The 15,885-nt window shown below is 64.5% G+C and carries 16 protein-coding genes; 13 read left to right on the forward strand and 3 right to left on the reverse strand.

Annotated elements, in window-relative coordinates:
- From ACE3UY_RS10185 to ACE3UY_RS10245, 13 genes are all read left to right on the forward strand, one after another.
- Nucleotides 1-1,896, forward strand: a 1,896-nt coding sequence (locus ACE3UY_RS10185) for a hypothetical protein (protein ID WP_374687426.1), incomplete at its 5' end; no start/stop codon positions are given.
- A 148-nt stretch (nucleotides 1,897-2,044) separates the two neighbouring features.
- Nucleotides 2,045-3,253 carry a hypothetical protein gene (locus ACE3UY_RS10190; RefSeq protein WP_374687427.1) on the forward strand — a complete coding sequence of 403 codons (1,209 nt, stop codon included), beginning with the start codon at nucleotides 2,045-2,047 and terminating at the stop codon, nucleotides 3,251-3,253.
- Between the two features lie 16 nt (nucleotides 3,254-3,269).
- Nucleotides 3,270-3,941 (forward strand): CAP domain-containing protein, encoded by a 672-nt coding sequence (locus ACE3UY_RS10195; protein WP_374687428.1) that lies wholly within the window; start codon nucleotides 3,270-3,272, stop codon nucleotides 3,939-3,941.
- A 42-nt stretch (nucleotides 3,942-3,983) separates the two neighbouring features.
- Nucleotides 3,984-5,165 carry a ThiF family adenylyltransferase gene (locus ACE3UY_RS10200; RefSeq protein WP_374687429.1) on the forward strand — a complete coding sequence of 394 codons (1,182 nt, stop codon included), beginning with the start codon at nucleotides 3,984-3,986 and terminating at the stop codon, nucleotides 5,163-5,165.
- Between the two features lie 155 nt (nucleotides 5,166-5,320).
- Complete coding sequence (locus ACE3UY_RS10205; RefSeq protein WP_374687430.1) at nucleotides 5,321-5,587, forward strand: EsaB/YukD family protein; 267 nt, start codon at nucleotides 5,321-5,323, stop codon at nucleotides 5,585-5,587.
- Between the two features lie 141 nt (nucleotides 5,588-5,728).
- Nucleotides 5,729-6,262, forward strand: a complete 534-nt coding sequence (locus tag ACE3UY_RS10210; RefSeq protein WP_374687431.1) for a ubiquitin-conjugating enzyme E2 — start codon at nucleotides 5,729-5,731, stop codon at nucleotides 6,260-6,262.
- The gene (locus tag ACE3UY_RS10215; protein WP_374687432.1) at nucleotides 6,237-7,499 is read left to right on the forward strand and encodes a Mov34/MPN/PAD-1 family protein; all 1,263 of its coding nucleotides are present in this window, start codon (nucleotides 6,237-6,239) and stop codon (nucleotides 7,497-7,499) included. The genes ACE3UY_RS10210 and ACE3UY_RS10215 overlap by 26 nt, the downstream gene beginning before the upstream one ends.
- A 70-nt stretch (nucleotides 7,500-7,569) precedes the next feature.
- Nucleotides 7,570-8,622 carry a Mov34/MPN/PAD-1 family protein gene (locus ACE3UY_RS10220; RefSeq protein ID WP_374687433.1) on the forward strand — a complete coding sequence of 351 codons (1,053 nt, stop codon included), beginning with the start codon at nucleotides 7,570-7,572 and terminating at the stop codon, nucleotides 8,620-8,622.
- Nucleotides 8,623-8,889: 267 nt separating this feature from the next.
- On the forward strand, nucleotides 8,890-9,291 hold the full coding sequence (locus ACE3UY_RS10225; RefSeq protein ID WP_374687434.1) for an RING finger protein: 402 nt from the start codon (nucleotides 8,890-8,892) through the stop codon (nucleotides 9,289-9,291).
- A complete protein-coding gene (locus tag ACE3UY_RS10230; protein ID WP_374687435.1) occupies nucleotides 9,292-9,846 on the forward strand; it encodes an RING finger protein in 555 nt (184 codons plus the stop codon).
- A 103-nt stretch (nucleotides 9,847-9,949) separates the two neighbouring features.
- On the forward strand, nucleotides 9,950-10,306 hold the full coding sequence (locus ACE3UY_RS10235; protein ID WP_374687436.1) for a hypothetical protein: 357 nt from the start codon (nucleotides 9,950-9,952) through the stop codon (nucleotides 10,304-10,306).
- A complete protein-coding gene (locus ACE3UY_RS10240) occupies nucleotides 10,303-10,710 on the forward strand; it encodes an HNH endonuclease (protein WP_374687437.1) in 408 nt (135 codons plus the stop codon). Before ACE3UY_RS10235 ends, ACE3UY_RS10240 begins: the two co-directional genes overlap by 4 nt.
- A 32-nt stretch (nucleotides 10,711-10,742) precedes the next feature.
- Nucleotides 10,743-12,245, forward strand: coding sequence for a carboxypeptidase M32 (locus tag ACE3UY_RS10245; RefSeq protein ID WP_374687438.1), 1,503 nt, complete (start codon nucleotides 10,743-10,745; stop codon nucleotides 12,243-12,245).
- A gap of 111 nt (nucleotides 12,246-12,356) precedes the next feature.
- Here ACE3UY_RS10245 and ACE3UY_RS10250 read toward each other — a convergent pair whose 3' ends face one another.
- Genes ACE3UY_RS10250 through ACE3UY_RS10260 form a run of 3 tightly spaced genes read right to left on the reverse strand, consistent with a single transcriptional unit; the run spans nucleotide 12,357 to nucleotide 15,628 of the window.
- Entirely contained in the window at nucleotides 12,357-12,752 is a 396-nt protein-coding gene (locus tag ACE3UY_RS10250; RefSeq protein ID WP_374687439.1) for a hypothetical protein, read from the reverse strand.
- 46 nt (nucleotides 12,753-12,798) lie between these two features.
- On the reverse strand, nucleotides 12,799-14,259 hold the full coding sequence (locus ACE3UY_RS10255; protein WP_374687440.1) for a hemolysin family protein: 1,461 nt from the start codon (nucleotides 14,257-14,259) through the stop codon (nucleotides 12,799-12,801).
- A complete protein-coding gene (locus ACE3UY_RS10260) occupies nucleotides 14,252-15,628 on the reverse strand; it encodes a hemolysin family protein (RefSeq protein ID WP_374687441.1) in 1,377 nt (458 codons plus the stop codon). The genes ACE3UY_RS10255 and ACE3UY_RS10260 overlap by 8 nt, the downstream gene beginning before the upstream one ends.
- Nucleotides 15,629-15,885 lie beyond the last annotated feature (257 nt).

The following is a 15,885-nucleotide window of genomic DNA, read 5'->3' on the forward strand; positions in this document are numbered from 1 at the left end:
CCCGGTCTGGGCGCGGGCATGCGGCTGCACGAGGCGATCACGCTGGAAGAGATGAAGCGCGAGGACGCCATGATCGTCCTGGTGACAGACGCCGGTCGCCAGCGCGTGGACGAGATGAAGTCGCTCTCGGCCGTCAACTGGATCAAGGAGAACCGTCTCTTCGGCCTGAGCGGCGGCGATCTGGACGAGGCCGCGTCGAAGATCTTCCTGGCCGTCAACGGCGCCAACATCCGCCAGGCGTTCGACCGGCTCAACTCCGGTCTCCCTGAAGCGGAGCTGGAAGTTAAGGACGTTACCCGCTATATCGCCCCCAACTACTGGGAGCGCTACGCCGGTCGCGGCCACAACCGGCCCTACTTCCTGATCATGGCCCCGCCCGCCCTCTATCTGCAAGACCCGGAGGGCGCGCCGCACGAGTTCGCCAGCGAGACGGAGCGCATCACCAAGGTCTTCAAGGATCAGTTGGGCAACGTTGACCTGAAAGATCCGCTGAACCCGGACACGAAAGAGGCGCTGCTGAAGCTGAGCGAGGTGCCGCTGCTGCGTGAGCGCCTCATCCACTTCATCCAGCACGAGCGCGTCCGCAGCCAGTTACGCGAGGCGGCCACCCGCACGCGCAATGCTCTGCAAGCGCTGCGCTTCTACTATGAAAAGCAACTGGCCGCCCGCGGCGTCCAGCCTCCCTTCTCGACCAGTTGGGAGCAACTCCAGGAGCGGCGCTACGAGAACGTGCTGGCCCGCCAGCAGAAGGAATTGCCGCGCGCCCTGCACAATGCCCTGCTGGAGCTGAGCAGCCGCACGAACAGCGAAGAGCGCTTCCGCCAGTTGGCCCGGCCAACGCTGACCGGCATCAAGGGCATGGTTCAGGACTCCGTGCAGCGCGAGGTCGAAACGCTGCTGGAGAACTACGGCACGGAGTACTGGGACGGCCGCGACGTGACCTATGACAACCTGATCTGGGGCACCAGCGGTATCGAAGTGCCCATCAAGCGCATCCTGTTCCAGGTCGAACTGGTCATGCAGGACGCCGTCTCCAAGTTTATGCCCGAACTGGCCGACATCATGGCCGCCGAACTGGAGCGGACGCTGGAGGCGCACGAGATTTACTCCCGCCTGGAGCGCGCCAGCTATGCCCAGAGCTACACCTACATTATCCCCGGCGAAGTCGAGAACGCCGTGCCGCTGGCCGACGCCTACAAGGTGCTGACCAATCGCGTCGGCCGCAACTTCCGCTACACCTGCCAGCAGGCGACGATGTATGAACTGATGAAGGCCGACCGCTCCGTTCACGCGCGGCTGGACGCAGGCGAGAAGGAGTTGGCTCTGCCGACAAACGAGCGGCTGCTCGACGTGGCGCTCTACGGCCCGGAGCGTGTGGCCCGCGACCTGGCCGCGTCGATGCCGCAACTGGCGGCGACCGCCGCCGGCAACAACAGCCAGCCCGCGCCAGAGGCGACCGAGGAACCGATCGAGATCAACATCCTCGATACCGCGCCGGCCGGCCAGCCAACGCCCGACTTCGACATCAGCTTTCTGGGTGAGGCGGGCGCGCCCGCTGCCGCGCCGGCAGCCGATCTGGAGGCCAGCTACGCCGACCTGCTGGACAATGTCGCCGTGAAGGTCAATCGCATCTTCGCGGCCATCATCGACGACCTGTTCAGCGACAATGAACTGCTGCCGCGCTTGCGCCGCCTGTTCTGGCTGGAGGCGACCAAGGCCGAGCGCGACTTCAACAACCTGTTGGTCAAGCCCATGCTCCGCCAGCACGACCGCAACCTGCACAAGCCGGAATTGCGCAAGGCCCTGGAAGTGGACCTGGAGTCCGTCTCCGACATGGAAGAGTTGATGCGCGTTTGGGACGGGCTGCACAAGCTGGAGACCGAACTCGCCATCTAATGGCGTAACGAGTTAAGAGATGAAAGCTCACGCAAAGCCCGCAAAGTTGGCCAAGAACATTAAGTAAGATTCTGCTTGGCGTTCTTCTCCATCTCTGCGTTCTTTGCGTGAGCCTCTTCGCCCTTAACTCGTAACCCAGGAGCATGCCATGCAAGAAACTGCTCTAAAGATCATCCAGGCTTTTCCCGGGCGCGGCCAGATGGCAGCCTTCGCCGGCCGGCTGTTGGACTGGCTCAACGCCGACCTGAGCGCGGGCAGCGAGCCGCTGACCGATTCGCGGGCGCGGGCGCTGCTGCTGGCGGGCGACTTGCTCGACGAGCCGACGCGCCACAGCTTCGCCCAAGCGACCGAGAACGAAATGGGGCTGCGCGCCGCCCTCTACGACTTGCTGCGCGAAAGCGGCCTGGCGGACAACGCCGAGGTGGCTGCGCTGGCCGCCGCCTCAGCCGCGACGGGCGCGCCGGACAAGGTCATCGCGCCCGCCTGGCTGGCGTTGGCTGTGGCCGGCCACGCCTGGCGGAGCGGCTTTCCGCTCGACCGGCTTGACCCGGCGTCGCCGCCCGACCCCTATAGCCCGGCCGGTCAGGTGCTCAAGCGTGCGGCCTACTTCGCGCGCCAACAGGTGCAGCGCAGCGCCACCGAACGCGACAAGCTGGGGCGCAAGCTAGGCTACAACGCCGCCGCGGCCGGCACGCCGACGCTCGACACGATGCGGCCCGATACGCCCATACCGCCGCTGCCGCCCTATTACCGGACGCCCGTGCCGGTGCGCTACCCGGAGTACACGCCAGAGGTGCAAGTGAACCCGGACGAGGTGGAGCAAATGCCCGCGTCACCGGAACCGGGCGCGCGCATCAGCATCAGTGATGCCGACCTGGGGCCCACGCCCTCCGCACCCAGTGCGCCGATCACGCAGCCGCCGTTGCGTATCGACCCGTCGCAACTGGAGCCGCCGGTCCAACCGACGCGCCAGCCGCCGGCCCCGCCGCGTCCGCCGCAGGTGGTTATGCCCCCGGCGGCGACCGCGGCCAACAGGGCCACCCGCCGCCGCGGCCGGCCCGCCACGACCACGACCAAGCTGCGCGTGCTCGTTCAGGAGCACCCCGATGGCCCCGGCCTCTACGGGCTTCAGGTGCGCATCAGCTCGCGCGGCGCGCGCCGCTACGTGGCCGGCACGACCAACAAGGACGGCGAGTTTCTGGCCGAGTTGCCGGTGCAGATGGACATGGGACTGACTTACGACGTGGACGTAACCTGGCCGCGCGACTTTGGGGGCGAGGTAGAGCGAAAGTCCATCACGCTCAACGCCGACCGGACGCACTTCACCCTGCCTTTCTACCGGACCCTGAAGGCGTGACCGTCCATTCTGACCGATGAGCGACCCCAACCGCTTGCGCGTGACTGCGGAGGATATTGCCGCGCTGGGCGAGCGTGTCGCCGCGCCGCCGGTGCTGACGATTGGCCTGGACGACGTGGCGGCGCATGAGCCGTTGGCCGGCGGGACGCCGGCGATCCCGGGTCAGGGCCGGCCGCGCGGGCCGATCCAGATTACGGCCGAGGACGTGGCCGCCTTCGAGCCGGCCGGCGAGGCGCTCATCGGGCCGTTGGAGCAGCAGGTGTTCGCTCTGATCAACGAGGCGCGCCAACTCTACATGCCGCGCTGGTTGGGGCGCGGGCCGCTGCGCTGGCATCCGACGCTGGCCCAGGTTGCCCGGCAGCATTCGGCTGACATGCTCCAGCGCCGCTATGTAGCCCACGTCACGCCAGAGGGCGTGCAGGTGGCCCAGCGGTTGGAGCGCGCCGGCATTAGCTACCTGGCCTGCGGCGAGAACATCGGCGTCATCTACGGCCCCGCCAGCCACGGCGAGCGGGGCGTCCGCGAAGTCCACGCGGCTTTCATGAACCAGCCGCGCCGCCCGACCAATCACCGGGGCAATATCCTGAACCCGGTCTGGACTCACGTCGGCGTCGGCGTCGCTTATGCCCCGGAGGGGCAGTTGATCGTGACGCAGAACTTTGTCGCGACGTTGACGAAGCCTGTGTAAGAGCAGGGGTGCACCCCTGCGCTCCTGCTCTCGGAGACATATATGACGGATACGGAAACCATTGTCATCACCGACCCCGACAGCGACCGCTACCATACGTTCGGCTACATCAGCTGGTGGCAGCAGGAGGTCGTGCGCAACGCGACGGTGCTGGTCATCGGGGCGGGCGCGCTGGGCAACGAGGTCATCAAGAATCTGACGCTGATGGGCATCGGCAACATCCTGGTCGCCGACTTCGATACCATCGAGGACAGCAACCTCAGCCGCTCGGTGCTATTTCGCGCCGAGGATCGCGGCCGCCGCAAGGTGGACGCCGCGGCCGACGGCGTGAAGGCGCTCAACCCCGACGTCAAGGTCAAGACCTGGCATGGCGACATTAACTTCGAGATGGGCCTGGGCGTCTTTCGCCACGTGGACGCCATCGTCGGCTGTCTGGACAACCGCGAGGCGCGCCTGTCTATCAACCGCTTCAGCTGGGCCGTCAACCGGCCGTGGGTCGATGGGGCCATTCAGGAGCTCATGGGTATCGTGCGCGTCTTCTGGCCCGGCCAGGGAGCGTGCTACGAGTGCACGCTGACCGACCTGGACTACCAGATCATCAACCTGCGCTACTCCTGCCCACTGCTGGCCCGCCAGAACATCCTGCAAGGGAAAGTACCGACGACGCCGACCAGCGCCTCGATCGTGGCCGCTTTCCAGACGCAGGAGGCGCTCAAGCTGCTGCACCAGATGGAAGTTCAGCCGGGCAAGGCGCTGATGATTAACGGCCTGACGAACGACATCTACCTGACCGAGTACCCGATCAAGCAGTACTGCATGAGCCACTCCACGCTCGACCCCATCGTCGAGTTGCCGGAGGCCACGGCCGCGGGCACAACCCTGGCCGGCCTGCTGGCGACCGCCCGCGAGCGGCTTGGCCCGGAGGCGGTGCTGGAGTTCGACAGCGAACTCGTTATCTCGATGGTCTGCGGTTCCTGCGGCAACGAGGAGCCGATCTTTCAGCGGATGGCCCGCCTTTACGAAGACGCGGCTGTCTGCCCGACCTGTGGGAACAAGCGCGAGATGCGCCTGACCCACCGTATCACCGGCGAGGAGGAGTTCCTCGACCGCACGCTCCAGCAGGTCGACGTGCCGCCGCTCGGGATCATCCGCGCGCGCAACGGGAGCGAGCGTGTCTACTATGAGCTAACGGGAGACAAAGCGACCTTCCTGCAGTTCGCTTAATGGGTAAAGCAGCCGTACACTTCGCGATACGCAAATCTGCGTAATCGCGGCTGGGGACAGCCGTGCGAAATCTGCGGATGCTTCTCCCAGCAGTGCAACCTGAACACTTGTTTTGCGTAATGACTAACGAATACCATGATGGAGGCTTTTGACAGATGGCGAGCACTAAGGTAATCATTTACGATCCCACCGGGTCGAAGAAGACCCCGGTTGAGTTGCCGGACGACGTGCCGATGCGCCGGCTGATCCCCGCTCTGGTGAGCAAGATGGGACTGCCGACGACGCAGGGCGCGAACCCGATCACCTATCGGCTGGACCACCGATCGTCCGGTAAGCGGCTCGGCGACGAGGAATCGTTGCGGGATGCGGGCGTGAAGGAAGACGATATCCTGAGCCTGTTCCCCGAAGTAACCGCCGGTTAGCGCCGGCGCTGGGCGATTTAGCAAATCGCCCTACCAGTTGGAACAAACGTGCCCTTCCCGGGTGTGCCGGTCGCCGGTAAGCAAGATGGCCGGCCACCGTGAAGGGCACGCTGTACTGTCTAGGTAAAGATTGAGGAGCCTATGTCTTTCGACATTCGCGAAACGCGGTTGCGCAACGACTACCAGCGCGTGCGCGACCTGGCGAATCGGAGCGAATTCATCCACATCATCAGGACGGAAGGCGACCCGCCGGAGAAGTACCTGATCCGCTACACCTGTAAGGGGGTGGAGGGTATCAGTACGTCCAATCAGCCCGTCATCCGCGAGCAGCACGACGTGGCAATCTACCTGCACGCGGAATACCCGCTGAAGCAGCCGCAGTTGAAGTGGGTCACGCCCATCTTCCACCCCAACATCCACATCACGGGGGCGGTCTGCATCGGCGCGTGGTGGCCGGCCAAGACGCTCGATGAGTTGCTCCTGACGCTGGGCGAGATGATCCAGTACAAGAACTATGAGCCGAGAGACCCGATGAACTCCAAGGCCGCGGCCTGGGCGATCCAGCGCAAGTCGCTGTTCCCCGTTGACCGCCGGGAGTTAAAGGGGCAATCGGTGGCGGATCTAATCATTATCCGCGATGAGGAAGCCGATGACCTCGGCATCAAATTCGGCTAAGCCCCAGGGCAACGCTGCGCCTGAAAACCCGGCCCCGCCGGCCGCGACCCCGCCCGTTGCCGCCACGCCGCCCGACGCGGCCCAGGTCCACCGCGAGGCGCTGTCCGGGCTGCCCTTCCGCGCCCTGCCCGCGCCGCCGGGCGGCTGGCGGCTGCATGGCGACGCCCCGACCGAGGGCCAGCCAACGATCCTGGTTCACCAGACGGCGCTGCTGCAAATTAGCGCCCACAGCCGCAGCAATCTGGAGTGCGAGCTGGGCGGCGCGCTGCTGGGCCAGGCCTACCGGCACAAGAGCGGCGTCGTCGTCGAGATCATGGCGGCGCTGCCCGCCAGCAGTTCCGATCACGGCCCGGTGCACTTCACCTTTTCGGCCGATTCCTGGTCGAAGCTGCACCGCGACCGGGCGGCCCACTACCCGCAGATGGACATCGTCGGTTGGTTCCACACACACCCCGACCTGGGCGTGTTCTACTCCAGCGACGACGTCGTCGTTCACTCGGCCGCCTTCACCCAACCCTGGCACGTTGGTCTGGTGGTCGATCCCGTGCGGACGGAAGCGGCCTTCTTTGGCTGGCGCGACGGCGCGCTCAGCGCGTTGGGCGGCTTCTACGAGCTGAACGAGCGACAGGCGGAGTCGCTGGCTCCCTGGCGCGTGGTGCGCACGGCGGTATGGGACAGTCCTTACTACCCGGAGCCGCAGACGGCGGCCGAGTCGCCCAGCCAGGTTGTGCTGGCCCGGCCGGGTCGCCCGCGCTTCTCCGCCCGCGAGTTGGGGTTGGCCGCGTCGGCTTTGGCGTTGCTTGTGTCTTTTTTTTTAATCGTCGGCGCCGTTCTACCGCTGCAACGCCGGGTCAACCTGCTGGAGACGACCGTCCTTAACCTGGCGCAGACCTCGTTGGCCCAAAGCAACGTCCTCACCTGCCCCGATCCCAGCCTGCGCATTCTGGTTCCGTTGACCGGCCAGCAATATCCGGTCGGGGGGCGCATCGCACTGATCGGTACGGCTACCTATCCTGCTGCCCGGCGCTACCAGATCGACATGCGCCCGCAAGGCAGCGAGCAGTGGGCCCTGGTCGACCGGTTGAGCCGCGACACGCGCCTGGGCCAACTGGCCGAGTGGGATACAACCGGATTGCCGGCTGGAACCTATGAGTTGCGCCTGACAGCCGTTGACCTGAACAACGTGCGGCTGACCGATAGCTCGATCTGCACGGTGGGGCTGTCGTTGACCGATTAGGGCCGTTCGCCAGAACGGCGATGAATCGCCTGACTACGAACAGACCAGGCTCACTGCTATAGCTCATTCTATGACTGATCACACTGACGTAACCTACGCTGCGCAAATTACGCTCAAGTTGCCCGGCCAGGACGAGACGGCCTCCCTGACCGTGACGTTGGCCCCGGCCGACCGCATCCCGGTTGGCGGGCGGGCCAAGCCGCTGTCGGAATGCACGCTGGCCGAACTGCGCGCCTATGGCGACGCGCTGGAGGCTGACGTCTGGGACACCTACCAGGCCATCACCCTGCACCAGCTTCAGGAAGAGGCGCGCGTGGAGATTGCGGTCACGGCGCTGGACGAGCAGGGCCGGGCGGTGGACGAGGTCGAGGAGTGGGTGGAACACGCCATTATTCTGGTTGAGCCGCCGGCCGAGACCGCGCCGGAGCCGGCCGATGAGACCACACCCGCTCCAGTCGCAGAAACAGAGGCAGCCGAAGCACAACCGGAGCCTGAACCCCAACCGGAACCGCCGCCGGCCCCTCCCCCGCCGGTTGAGCCGGCCGTAGTGGAAGCGGCGAAGCCGGAAGCGCCGACGATTATCCCCAGCCAGGCGCGGGTGCGCGTGGCCGGGGAGCGGCTGCCGCTGGCGGCGTCCGGTGGCGCGGCGGTGGACATCCTGCTGGATGAAGCGCCGCTGCGAGCCATGCAGGCCCACGCCCTGAGCAGCCTTGATCGGGAGGTGGCCGGCGTCATGATCGGCCGGCGGCCGGAGAAGCAGCCGGACGGCCGCTACGTCGTGCACGTCATCGACAGCATCATCGCCAAGCACACCGTCATGCACGGCGCGAGCGTGACCTATACGCCCGAAAGCTGGCGCTACCTGAATGACACACTCTGGGAGCGCTACCCGGACGAGAGCGCGGTGATGGTCGGCTGGTATCACACGCATCCCGGTTTTGGCATCTTCCTGTCAGGGATGGATCTGTTCATCCACCAGAACTTCTTCACGCAGATCTGGCACGTGGCCTACGTCCTCGACCCGCGGGCGCGCACGAGCGGCTTCTTCTGCTGGAACCGCCAGAAGACAAAGGTGAACCGCTACGACTTCCCGTGGCCGGACTGGGCGGCCAATTCGTGGTGAGAAGAATCATCCGCAGATTGGGGAGATTAGGCAGACTTGAGGTAGCAGTTGACAACATCGTGGCTCAGTTCTTAGCCCCCCTGCAATCCGTATATACGCTTCGAATGAGAACGAGGCTATTGAGATCGGAGGCGCGAAATAGTGTATAATCAAGGGTCAGAAGCGAGCGAGCGCGTGAACGGGACGGGGTCGGCCATAAATGGCCGGGCCAATGGGCGCGTCGCCGCTTCCGAGTACCGGTCTATGGATGCGAGAGAAGAACCTTTCATGCGCATCACGGACAACGACATCAGCGAGGCCAACCGCCTCAGCCTGTCTTGCCCGATATGCGGCAACGCGGTGGAGAACCACACCGACGGTCCAGCGCTGGTTCCTGTCGTCTGCGACAAGTGCGGCACGCTCTATCACCGCGCCTGCTGGGAGCAGAGCGGCGGCAAGTGCGCCGTCCTCGGCTGCGGCAGCGACAAGTTCCACGTCTACGGCAAGAACACCAAGCCCGTCCTGAAGGTGAAGTACACCGACCTGCCCGCGCCCTCGGTCAACGGCGGCACCGGCCCCAGCGCCCAGACCCGCCGCCTGAAGGAAGAGCAGAAGCGCCAGGTGGAGCGCATGACCCTGTTCCAGCGCTTCTGGCGCTGGCTGCTCGACCAGATCAAAATCAACCCCTAAATGATTCGCGCCCACCGCATCGGCGAAACCTCGGCTTTTCTGGGGCAGACCTGCGCCCTGTGCAAGCAGGAGTTCGCCGCCGGCGACCAGATCGTCGTCTGCCCGGAGGACGGCAGCCGCCACCACGCCCACTGCTGGGAGGCCAACAACAATCACTGCACGGCCTATGGCTGCCGGGGCGAAGGGGCCATCGGTGTACCCTTGCCGCCGCCGGCTGGGCCGCCCGTCCGCGAGCGCCCTCGCGCGCGGGTCATCGCCGCGCCTGAGTCGCCGCCGCGCGCCGAACCGGCCCGGCGCGCCACCGCTGGCCGGCCGGTTGGCTCCGTCCGACCCGTGCCCGGCGCGCCCGGATCCAAGGTGCGCACCCTGCCGGCCGGCAGCGTCGGTTGCGCGCGGACGTGCCTGACGCTGACGATTATCGGCATTCTGGTGGTGTTGGCGATGGCTTGCGTCGGGGTGTGGGCGTTCATGTCGTATACGGGTGGGCCGGCGGCGGGGTTGTCAGATCATGGGCCATTACTGGCAGCCATGACAAGTCTGAACATACCTATCTAATAAGGCCGTCCGCGTCTGAAGCTGCAGACTCTATACTCTTGCGAAAAGGCGTTGAGGATCATACGATCCTTTGTGATCCTTTAACACTACTGGGTAAGATACGATGTTGATCACAATAGAAGTACCGGAGAAGTTGGGGCGGCAACTTCGGGCATATGAAGACAGGTTACCAGAGTTGCTGGAACTTGGGCTGCGAGAAGTAGAAAGCCCATTAGCTGATGGCCCCCAAGACGCCGAAGCCATTATTGGCTTGCTTGCTAGTCGTCCTGGACCAGAGCAAATTCTGGCCATCCGCCCATCATCAGACATGGTGGCACGATTCTCCGAACTGTTACAGCAAAGCAAGTCTGGTACTATATCTCGCGAAGCGGAAACGGAACTAGAACGATACTTGATGCTTGAGCATCTGATCCGCTTAGCCAAGGCGCGTGCCCTAAAAGACCTTAGCAAAGCCGAATGACTTACGTTCCGGCAACGCTCCGCCGGCAGGTGATCGCTAGAGCCGGCGATCGCTGTGAGTACTGCCGCCATCCACAGATAGCCGCCTTATTCCCGTTTGAGATGGAACATGTCATCTCCGAAAAACATGGCGGCGTTACAAACCTGGACAACCTTGCTTTAGCTTGCCCTTACTGCAATCGGGCCAAAGGCTCTGACTTAGGTTCGATTGACCCAATATCCGGCGATCTGGTTCCTTTCTTTAACCCTCGTAAACAAATCTGGTTCGAACATTTTGCGCTGGAAGGCGCTAACCTTGTTCCGCTAACGGCCGAGGCGCGCGTAACACTATCCATCCTGGAATTGAATCACCCCAGTCGACTTTCGGAGAGGATAGCCCTCATCGCTGCGGGACAGTATCCATGAACCTCATCCAACTCACAGGAGACACACCCCTTATGTCCCACTACGACTCCCTGCTAGAAAAAGTTCGCGAACTCGACGACCTGAACAAGGCCGCCGCCCTGCTGTCCTGGGACCGCGAGGTGAACATGCCGCGCGGCGGGGCGGCCGAGCGCATCGCCCAGATGACCACGCTCAGCAGTCTCATCCATCGCATGTCCACCTCGGACGAGTTCGGCGGGCTGATCGAGGACGCCGCCGCGGAGCTTGATGGCGCGGCGTACGATAGCAACGAGGCCAGCCTCATCCGCCTGCTGCGCCGTAACTATGCCGACGCCCGCAAACTGCCCGATGAATTCGTCGCCCGCTCGTCGGCCGTCAGCGGCCAGGCGCGCGAGGCGTGGGTGCAGGCCCGGACCGCAAGTGACTTCGCCATCTTCCGTCCCTGGCTGGAGCAGGTCGTCGGCCTGTGCCAGGAGATGGCCGAACTCTACGGCTATGAGGATGAGAAGTACGACGCCCTGCTCGACAAGTACGAGTTGGGCATGAAGACGGCCGAGGTGCGCGCCATCTTCAGCGACCTGAAGGCGGAGCTTGTCCCATTGCGCGAGGCCATCGACCGCAGCCCGGTGAAGATCGACGACAGCCTGCTCCACCAGCCCTACGACGTGGAGCGGCAGAAAGCGTTCGCCCGCACCGTGGCCGAGGCCATCGGCTACGATTTCAACCGCGGCCACCTGGGCACGGTCATCCACCCCTTCGCCACCAGCCTCAGCCGCAACGACGCCCGCATCACCACGCGCTGGTATCCCGACTTCCTCTGCCCATCCCTCTTTGGCACGCTGCACGAGTGCGGCCACGCCATGTATGAGCAGGGCACGGCGGCCGAACTGGCGCGCACGCCGCTGGCCCGCGGCACGTCGCTGGGCATCCACGAGTCGCAGTCGCGCATGATGGAGAACATCGTCGGCCGCAGCCGGGGCTTCTGGCATGCCCACTTCCCGGCGTTGCAGGCGCTCTTCCCGGAGGCGCTGGGCGGCCACACGGCCGAGGCGTTCTATCGCGCTATCAACAAGACGCAGCCGTCGTTCATCCGCGTCGAGGCCGACGAACTGACCTACAACTTCCACATCATCCTGCGCTTCGAGCTGGAGCAGGCCATGCTCAACGGCGACCTGGCCGTGGCCGACCTGCCGGCGGCCTGGAACGAGAAGATGCGCGAATTGCTGGGCGTTACCCCGCCGGACGACAGCCAGGGCTGCCTGCAGGACGTGCATTGGTCGCGGCCGGGCTTCGGCTACTTCCCGACCTACGCCCTGGGCAACCTTTACGCGGCGCAGTTCTTCGAGACGGCGACGGCCGCCGACCCGGCTATCTTGGCCGAGTTGGCCGAGGGACGGACGACGGCGCTGCTGGCCTGGCTGCGCGAGAACATCCACCGCCATGGCCGGAAGTTCACGCCCGGCGAGCTGGTGCGGCGCGTCACCGGCCAGCCACTCGGCCACGCCGCCTTCATGCGCTATGCCACGGCGAAGTTCGGGGAGCTGTACGAGTTGTAGGCAGGTTTGCCTGAAGCCGTTCCCTTAATACAAAAAACGGCGGGTGGATCGCTCTCGATCCACCCGCCGGTTTTTGCTAGCAGCGAATAAGAGCGAACCAGTTCGCCACGCCTACGGCCACGAAATGAAGCTACCGCGCAGCCGCCAGACGCCAAAGAAGACCAGCACCAACGACAGCAGGACGAGCAATAGCTGATTGCGGTACTTGGTGGTCGAATCGGACGACTTACGCCAGATGGTGGTCATGTGGCCCGAAATGGCCGCCAGGAGCATCGTCGTGGCGTGCTCCAGCCGCGGCCCGTTAAACCCGCCACCGAAGAGCAGGATGATCAGCCCCAGCAGGACGTTGATGTCCAACAGGATCGTATAGGCCATCAACAACGTGCGATCAATCGGCGCGTACTGGCGCTTGCCCAGCCAGCCGATCAGGAACTTGATAATGACGGCCACGGCGACAAGCGCCACCAGCCAGCGAAGTTCGCCATGAATTGTCTGCAACAGACTCATCGAAGTGTGACTCCTTTGTTGGTGTGAGAGTCCGGCGCGGCCGGCCTCACTCTTCTTCTTTGTCTCCGTCCGTCCCCTGCCCCGCCCCACTGACGGGGAACTCGACGCGTGCGCGCGTCACGGCCAGCCGATCCACGTCGAGGACGGTGAACCGGATGTGGCCGAGATAGGTCACGTCGTCATCGCGAGCGGGTGGACGGCGGAGTAATGTGACGATCAGCCCGCCGACCGTTTCTACGTCAGGCAGTTCGTCATCCTCGCCAATATAGACATCTTCGGCCAGATCGTCGAGCAAATAGTCGCCCGACACCTCGATCACGCCGGGGGCAATGGGGACGTAAGGCTCGCGCTCCTGGTCGAACTCGTCGCGCACCTCGCCGACGACCTCTTCCACCAGGTCTTCCAGCGTCACCACCCCGGCGATACCGCCGAACTCGTCACGCACGATCGCCATGTGGATCTTCTGCTTCTTGAATGTCGCCAGCAGCCGATCCACCCGGAAGTCCTCCGGCACTTCCAGGGCGGCGCGTATGATGAGGCGCAGGTCGAAGGGGCCGTTTGGCCGGAGCGTCAGCCGGATGAGGTCTTTCAGGTGCAAAATGCCGACGATGTGATCGGGATCGGCCTCGTAGATGGGAAACCGGCTGTGCGTGCTTTCCGTCACGATGCGGATCAACTGCTCCTGGCTGCACGTCACATCCAGCAATTGCACCCGGCGGCGCGGCGTCATCACCTGGCCGACGGTGCGCTCGCTGAAGTCGAAAATGTTGCGGATGATCTCCTCTTCCTCGTCCTCGATCAGGCCGCCCTCGGCGCTCTCGGCGACGATCAGTTCCAGCTCATCGGCGGCCATCAGCCGGTCGTGCCCCTCAGCCGGTGGGATGCGGAACAGACGCAGCAACAGGTTGCCGATGCTGTTCAGCGCATGCACTGGATAGTTGAGGATAGCGCCGGAGAAACGCATCATCTGATCCAGCGTCAGGGCCATGGCTGAGGCGTTGGACAGGGCCAGCGCCTTGGGAACCATCTCGCCGATGACGACGTGGAGATAGGTCAGCAGCGACAGGGCGACGATGTAGCTGACCGTGGCCGCCGTCGCCGGGGTCATGCCGGCCACCGCTTCCAGGTACGGCTCGACGAAGTGGCCGATGGCCGGCTCGCCGTACATCGCCAGCCCGAGCGAGGCCAGCGTGATGCCCAATTGGGCGGTGGCGATGTAGTGATCGAGCTTGGGACGCAAATCCAGGGTTTGCAGCACGTGACCGGCCACCCGGTTGCCCTCGTCGGCTAACTGCTCCATCTGGGTATCGCGCACGCCGATGATGGCGAACTCGGCGGCCACGAAAACGCCGTTGATGATGACCAACAGCAGGATGATCAGGAAGGGGATGATGAGCGTGGTGGCCGACGGCAGCGACGCCTCGGCCGTCTGGACGCCCGACGTGGCGGCCGCCAGCAACAGGCTCATGCCCGGCAACCCAAGTCCCAGAAGCAGGAACTTAATCATGCTCGGCCACATCCCATTCCGTGAACGGCGAATCCGAATCCGTCTCGCGCGGCGGCAACAGCAGCGACAGCTCGCCCACGCCCAGGTCTTCCATCGCCTCGACGCGGATGAGCACGTCGCCGAAGCGCGCCTCGTCGCCGGCTGTGGGCGGGCGGCCCAGGCCGCTGAAAACAAGCCCGCTCAGCGTGTCGGCGGCGTCTTCCGGCAACTCCAGCTCCAGGTATTCGTTCACGTCGGTCACCAACAGGTCGCCGCGCAGATAGACGCGCCCCTCCTTGTCGCGGGCGATGATGGCCGCCTCGTCGTCGAACTCGTCCTGCAACTCGCCGAAGATCTCCTCGATCAGGTCTTCCAACGTCAGCAAGCCGGCCGTGCCACCGAACTCGTCGAAGACGATAGCCAGATAGCGCTTGTGCAGTTCCAGTTGTTCCCAAACGTCGGTGACGGCCAGCGTCTCCGGCACGTAGACGACCTCCCGTATGACGCTGCTCACGTCGCTGATGTTCTGGTGGTACAGACGAAACACGTCCTTAATGTGGACGAAGCCGACGATCTCATCGATGGAATCGCGGTAGAGAGGGATACGCGAGTAGCCATTGTCGATGGCCACATGAATGAGATCGAGCGCGCTGGTCTCGACCGGCGCGGCGAACATGCGCGTGCGGTGGACCATCACCTGGCGCGCGGTCAGGTCACGCATACGCAGGGCGTTGCGCAACAGCCGGCGCTCGTTGTCGTCGAGCAACCCCCCCTCGTGGCTTTCCGTCACCAGCAACTCGATCTCCTCGGCCGAGTGCGCCCGCCCCACCGCCTCGCGCGTGTTGCGGCCCAGCAGGCGCAACAGCAGGTTGGCGCTGCCGTTGAAGATCCAGATGGGCACCGCGAACAGCACCAGCGAGATACGCATCGGCCAGACGACCGCCCGGGCGACGCCCTCGGGATACTGGATCGCCAGCGACTTGGGGAAAAGCTCGCCCAGGATGACTTGCAGGGCGGTAATGAACACGAGCACGAAGATGACCGAGAGCGATTGGGCCAGACGGGCCGCGCCGGTGGGCGACATGACCGCGCCGAGCAACTCCGTCAGCGGCCCGGTCAGGCGCGTGCCGATGGCCCCCTGGGCGTAGGCGCCGAGAACAAGCGACGAGATGGTGATGCCCACCTGGCAGGCGGCGACGTAGCGATCCAGCTTGCGGCTGTCCTCCAGGAAGGGCAAGAGCATCTTAGCCAGCGAGTCGCCCCCGGCCGCCATCTGGCTGACCCGCGTCCGGCGCGCGGCGACCGTCGAGAACTCGGCCGCGACGTAGAGCGCCGTGAGAAAGATCATGAAGCCGATGGTGCCGGTGGCAACCAGGACGAAGGTCAACATCAAAGCTCACTACTTGTGGCGCGGGCCGGCGCGCCGAACTGCCCAACGGGCACAGTTAACCCGATGGGCGGCATCACCGTGGGTGAATGACGGCCATCATGTGGGATCAGGTGACGGCGAGGATGGGGACTGGGGGGCTCGGCGGACGTGGACAAGATCAACGCACCCCCTAACGCCCGGGCAACTGTTTTGCCAGGTTTCCACTTCCGCAATTTGTCATCAGTTCATCTCAATTTGACAGAACAATTATAGTCAGG

The sequence above is a fragment of the Promineifilum sp. (SeqCode) genome (assembly GCF_041918635.1).
GTDB lineage: Bacteria > Chloroflexota > Anaerolineae > Promineifilales > Promineifilaceae > Promineifilum.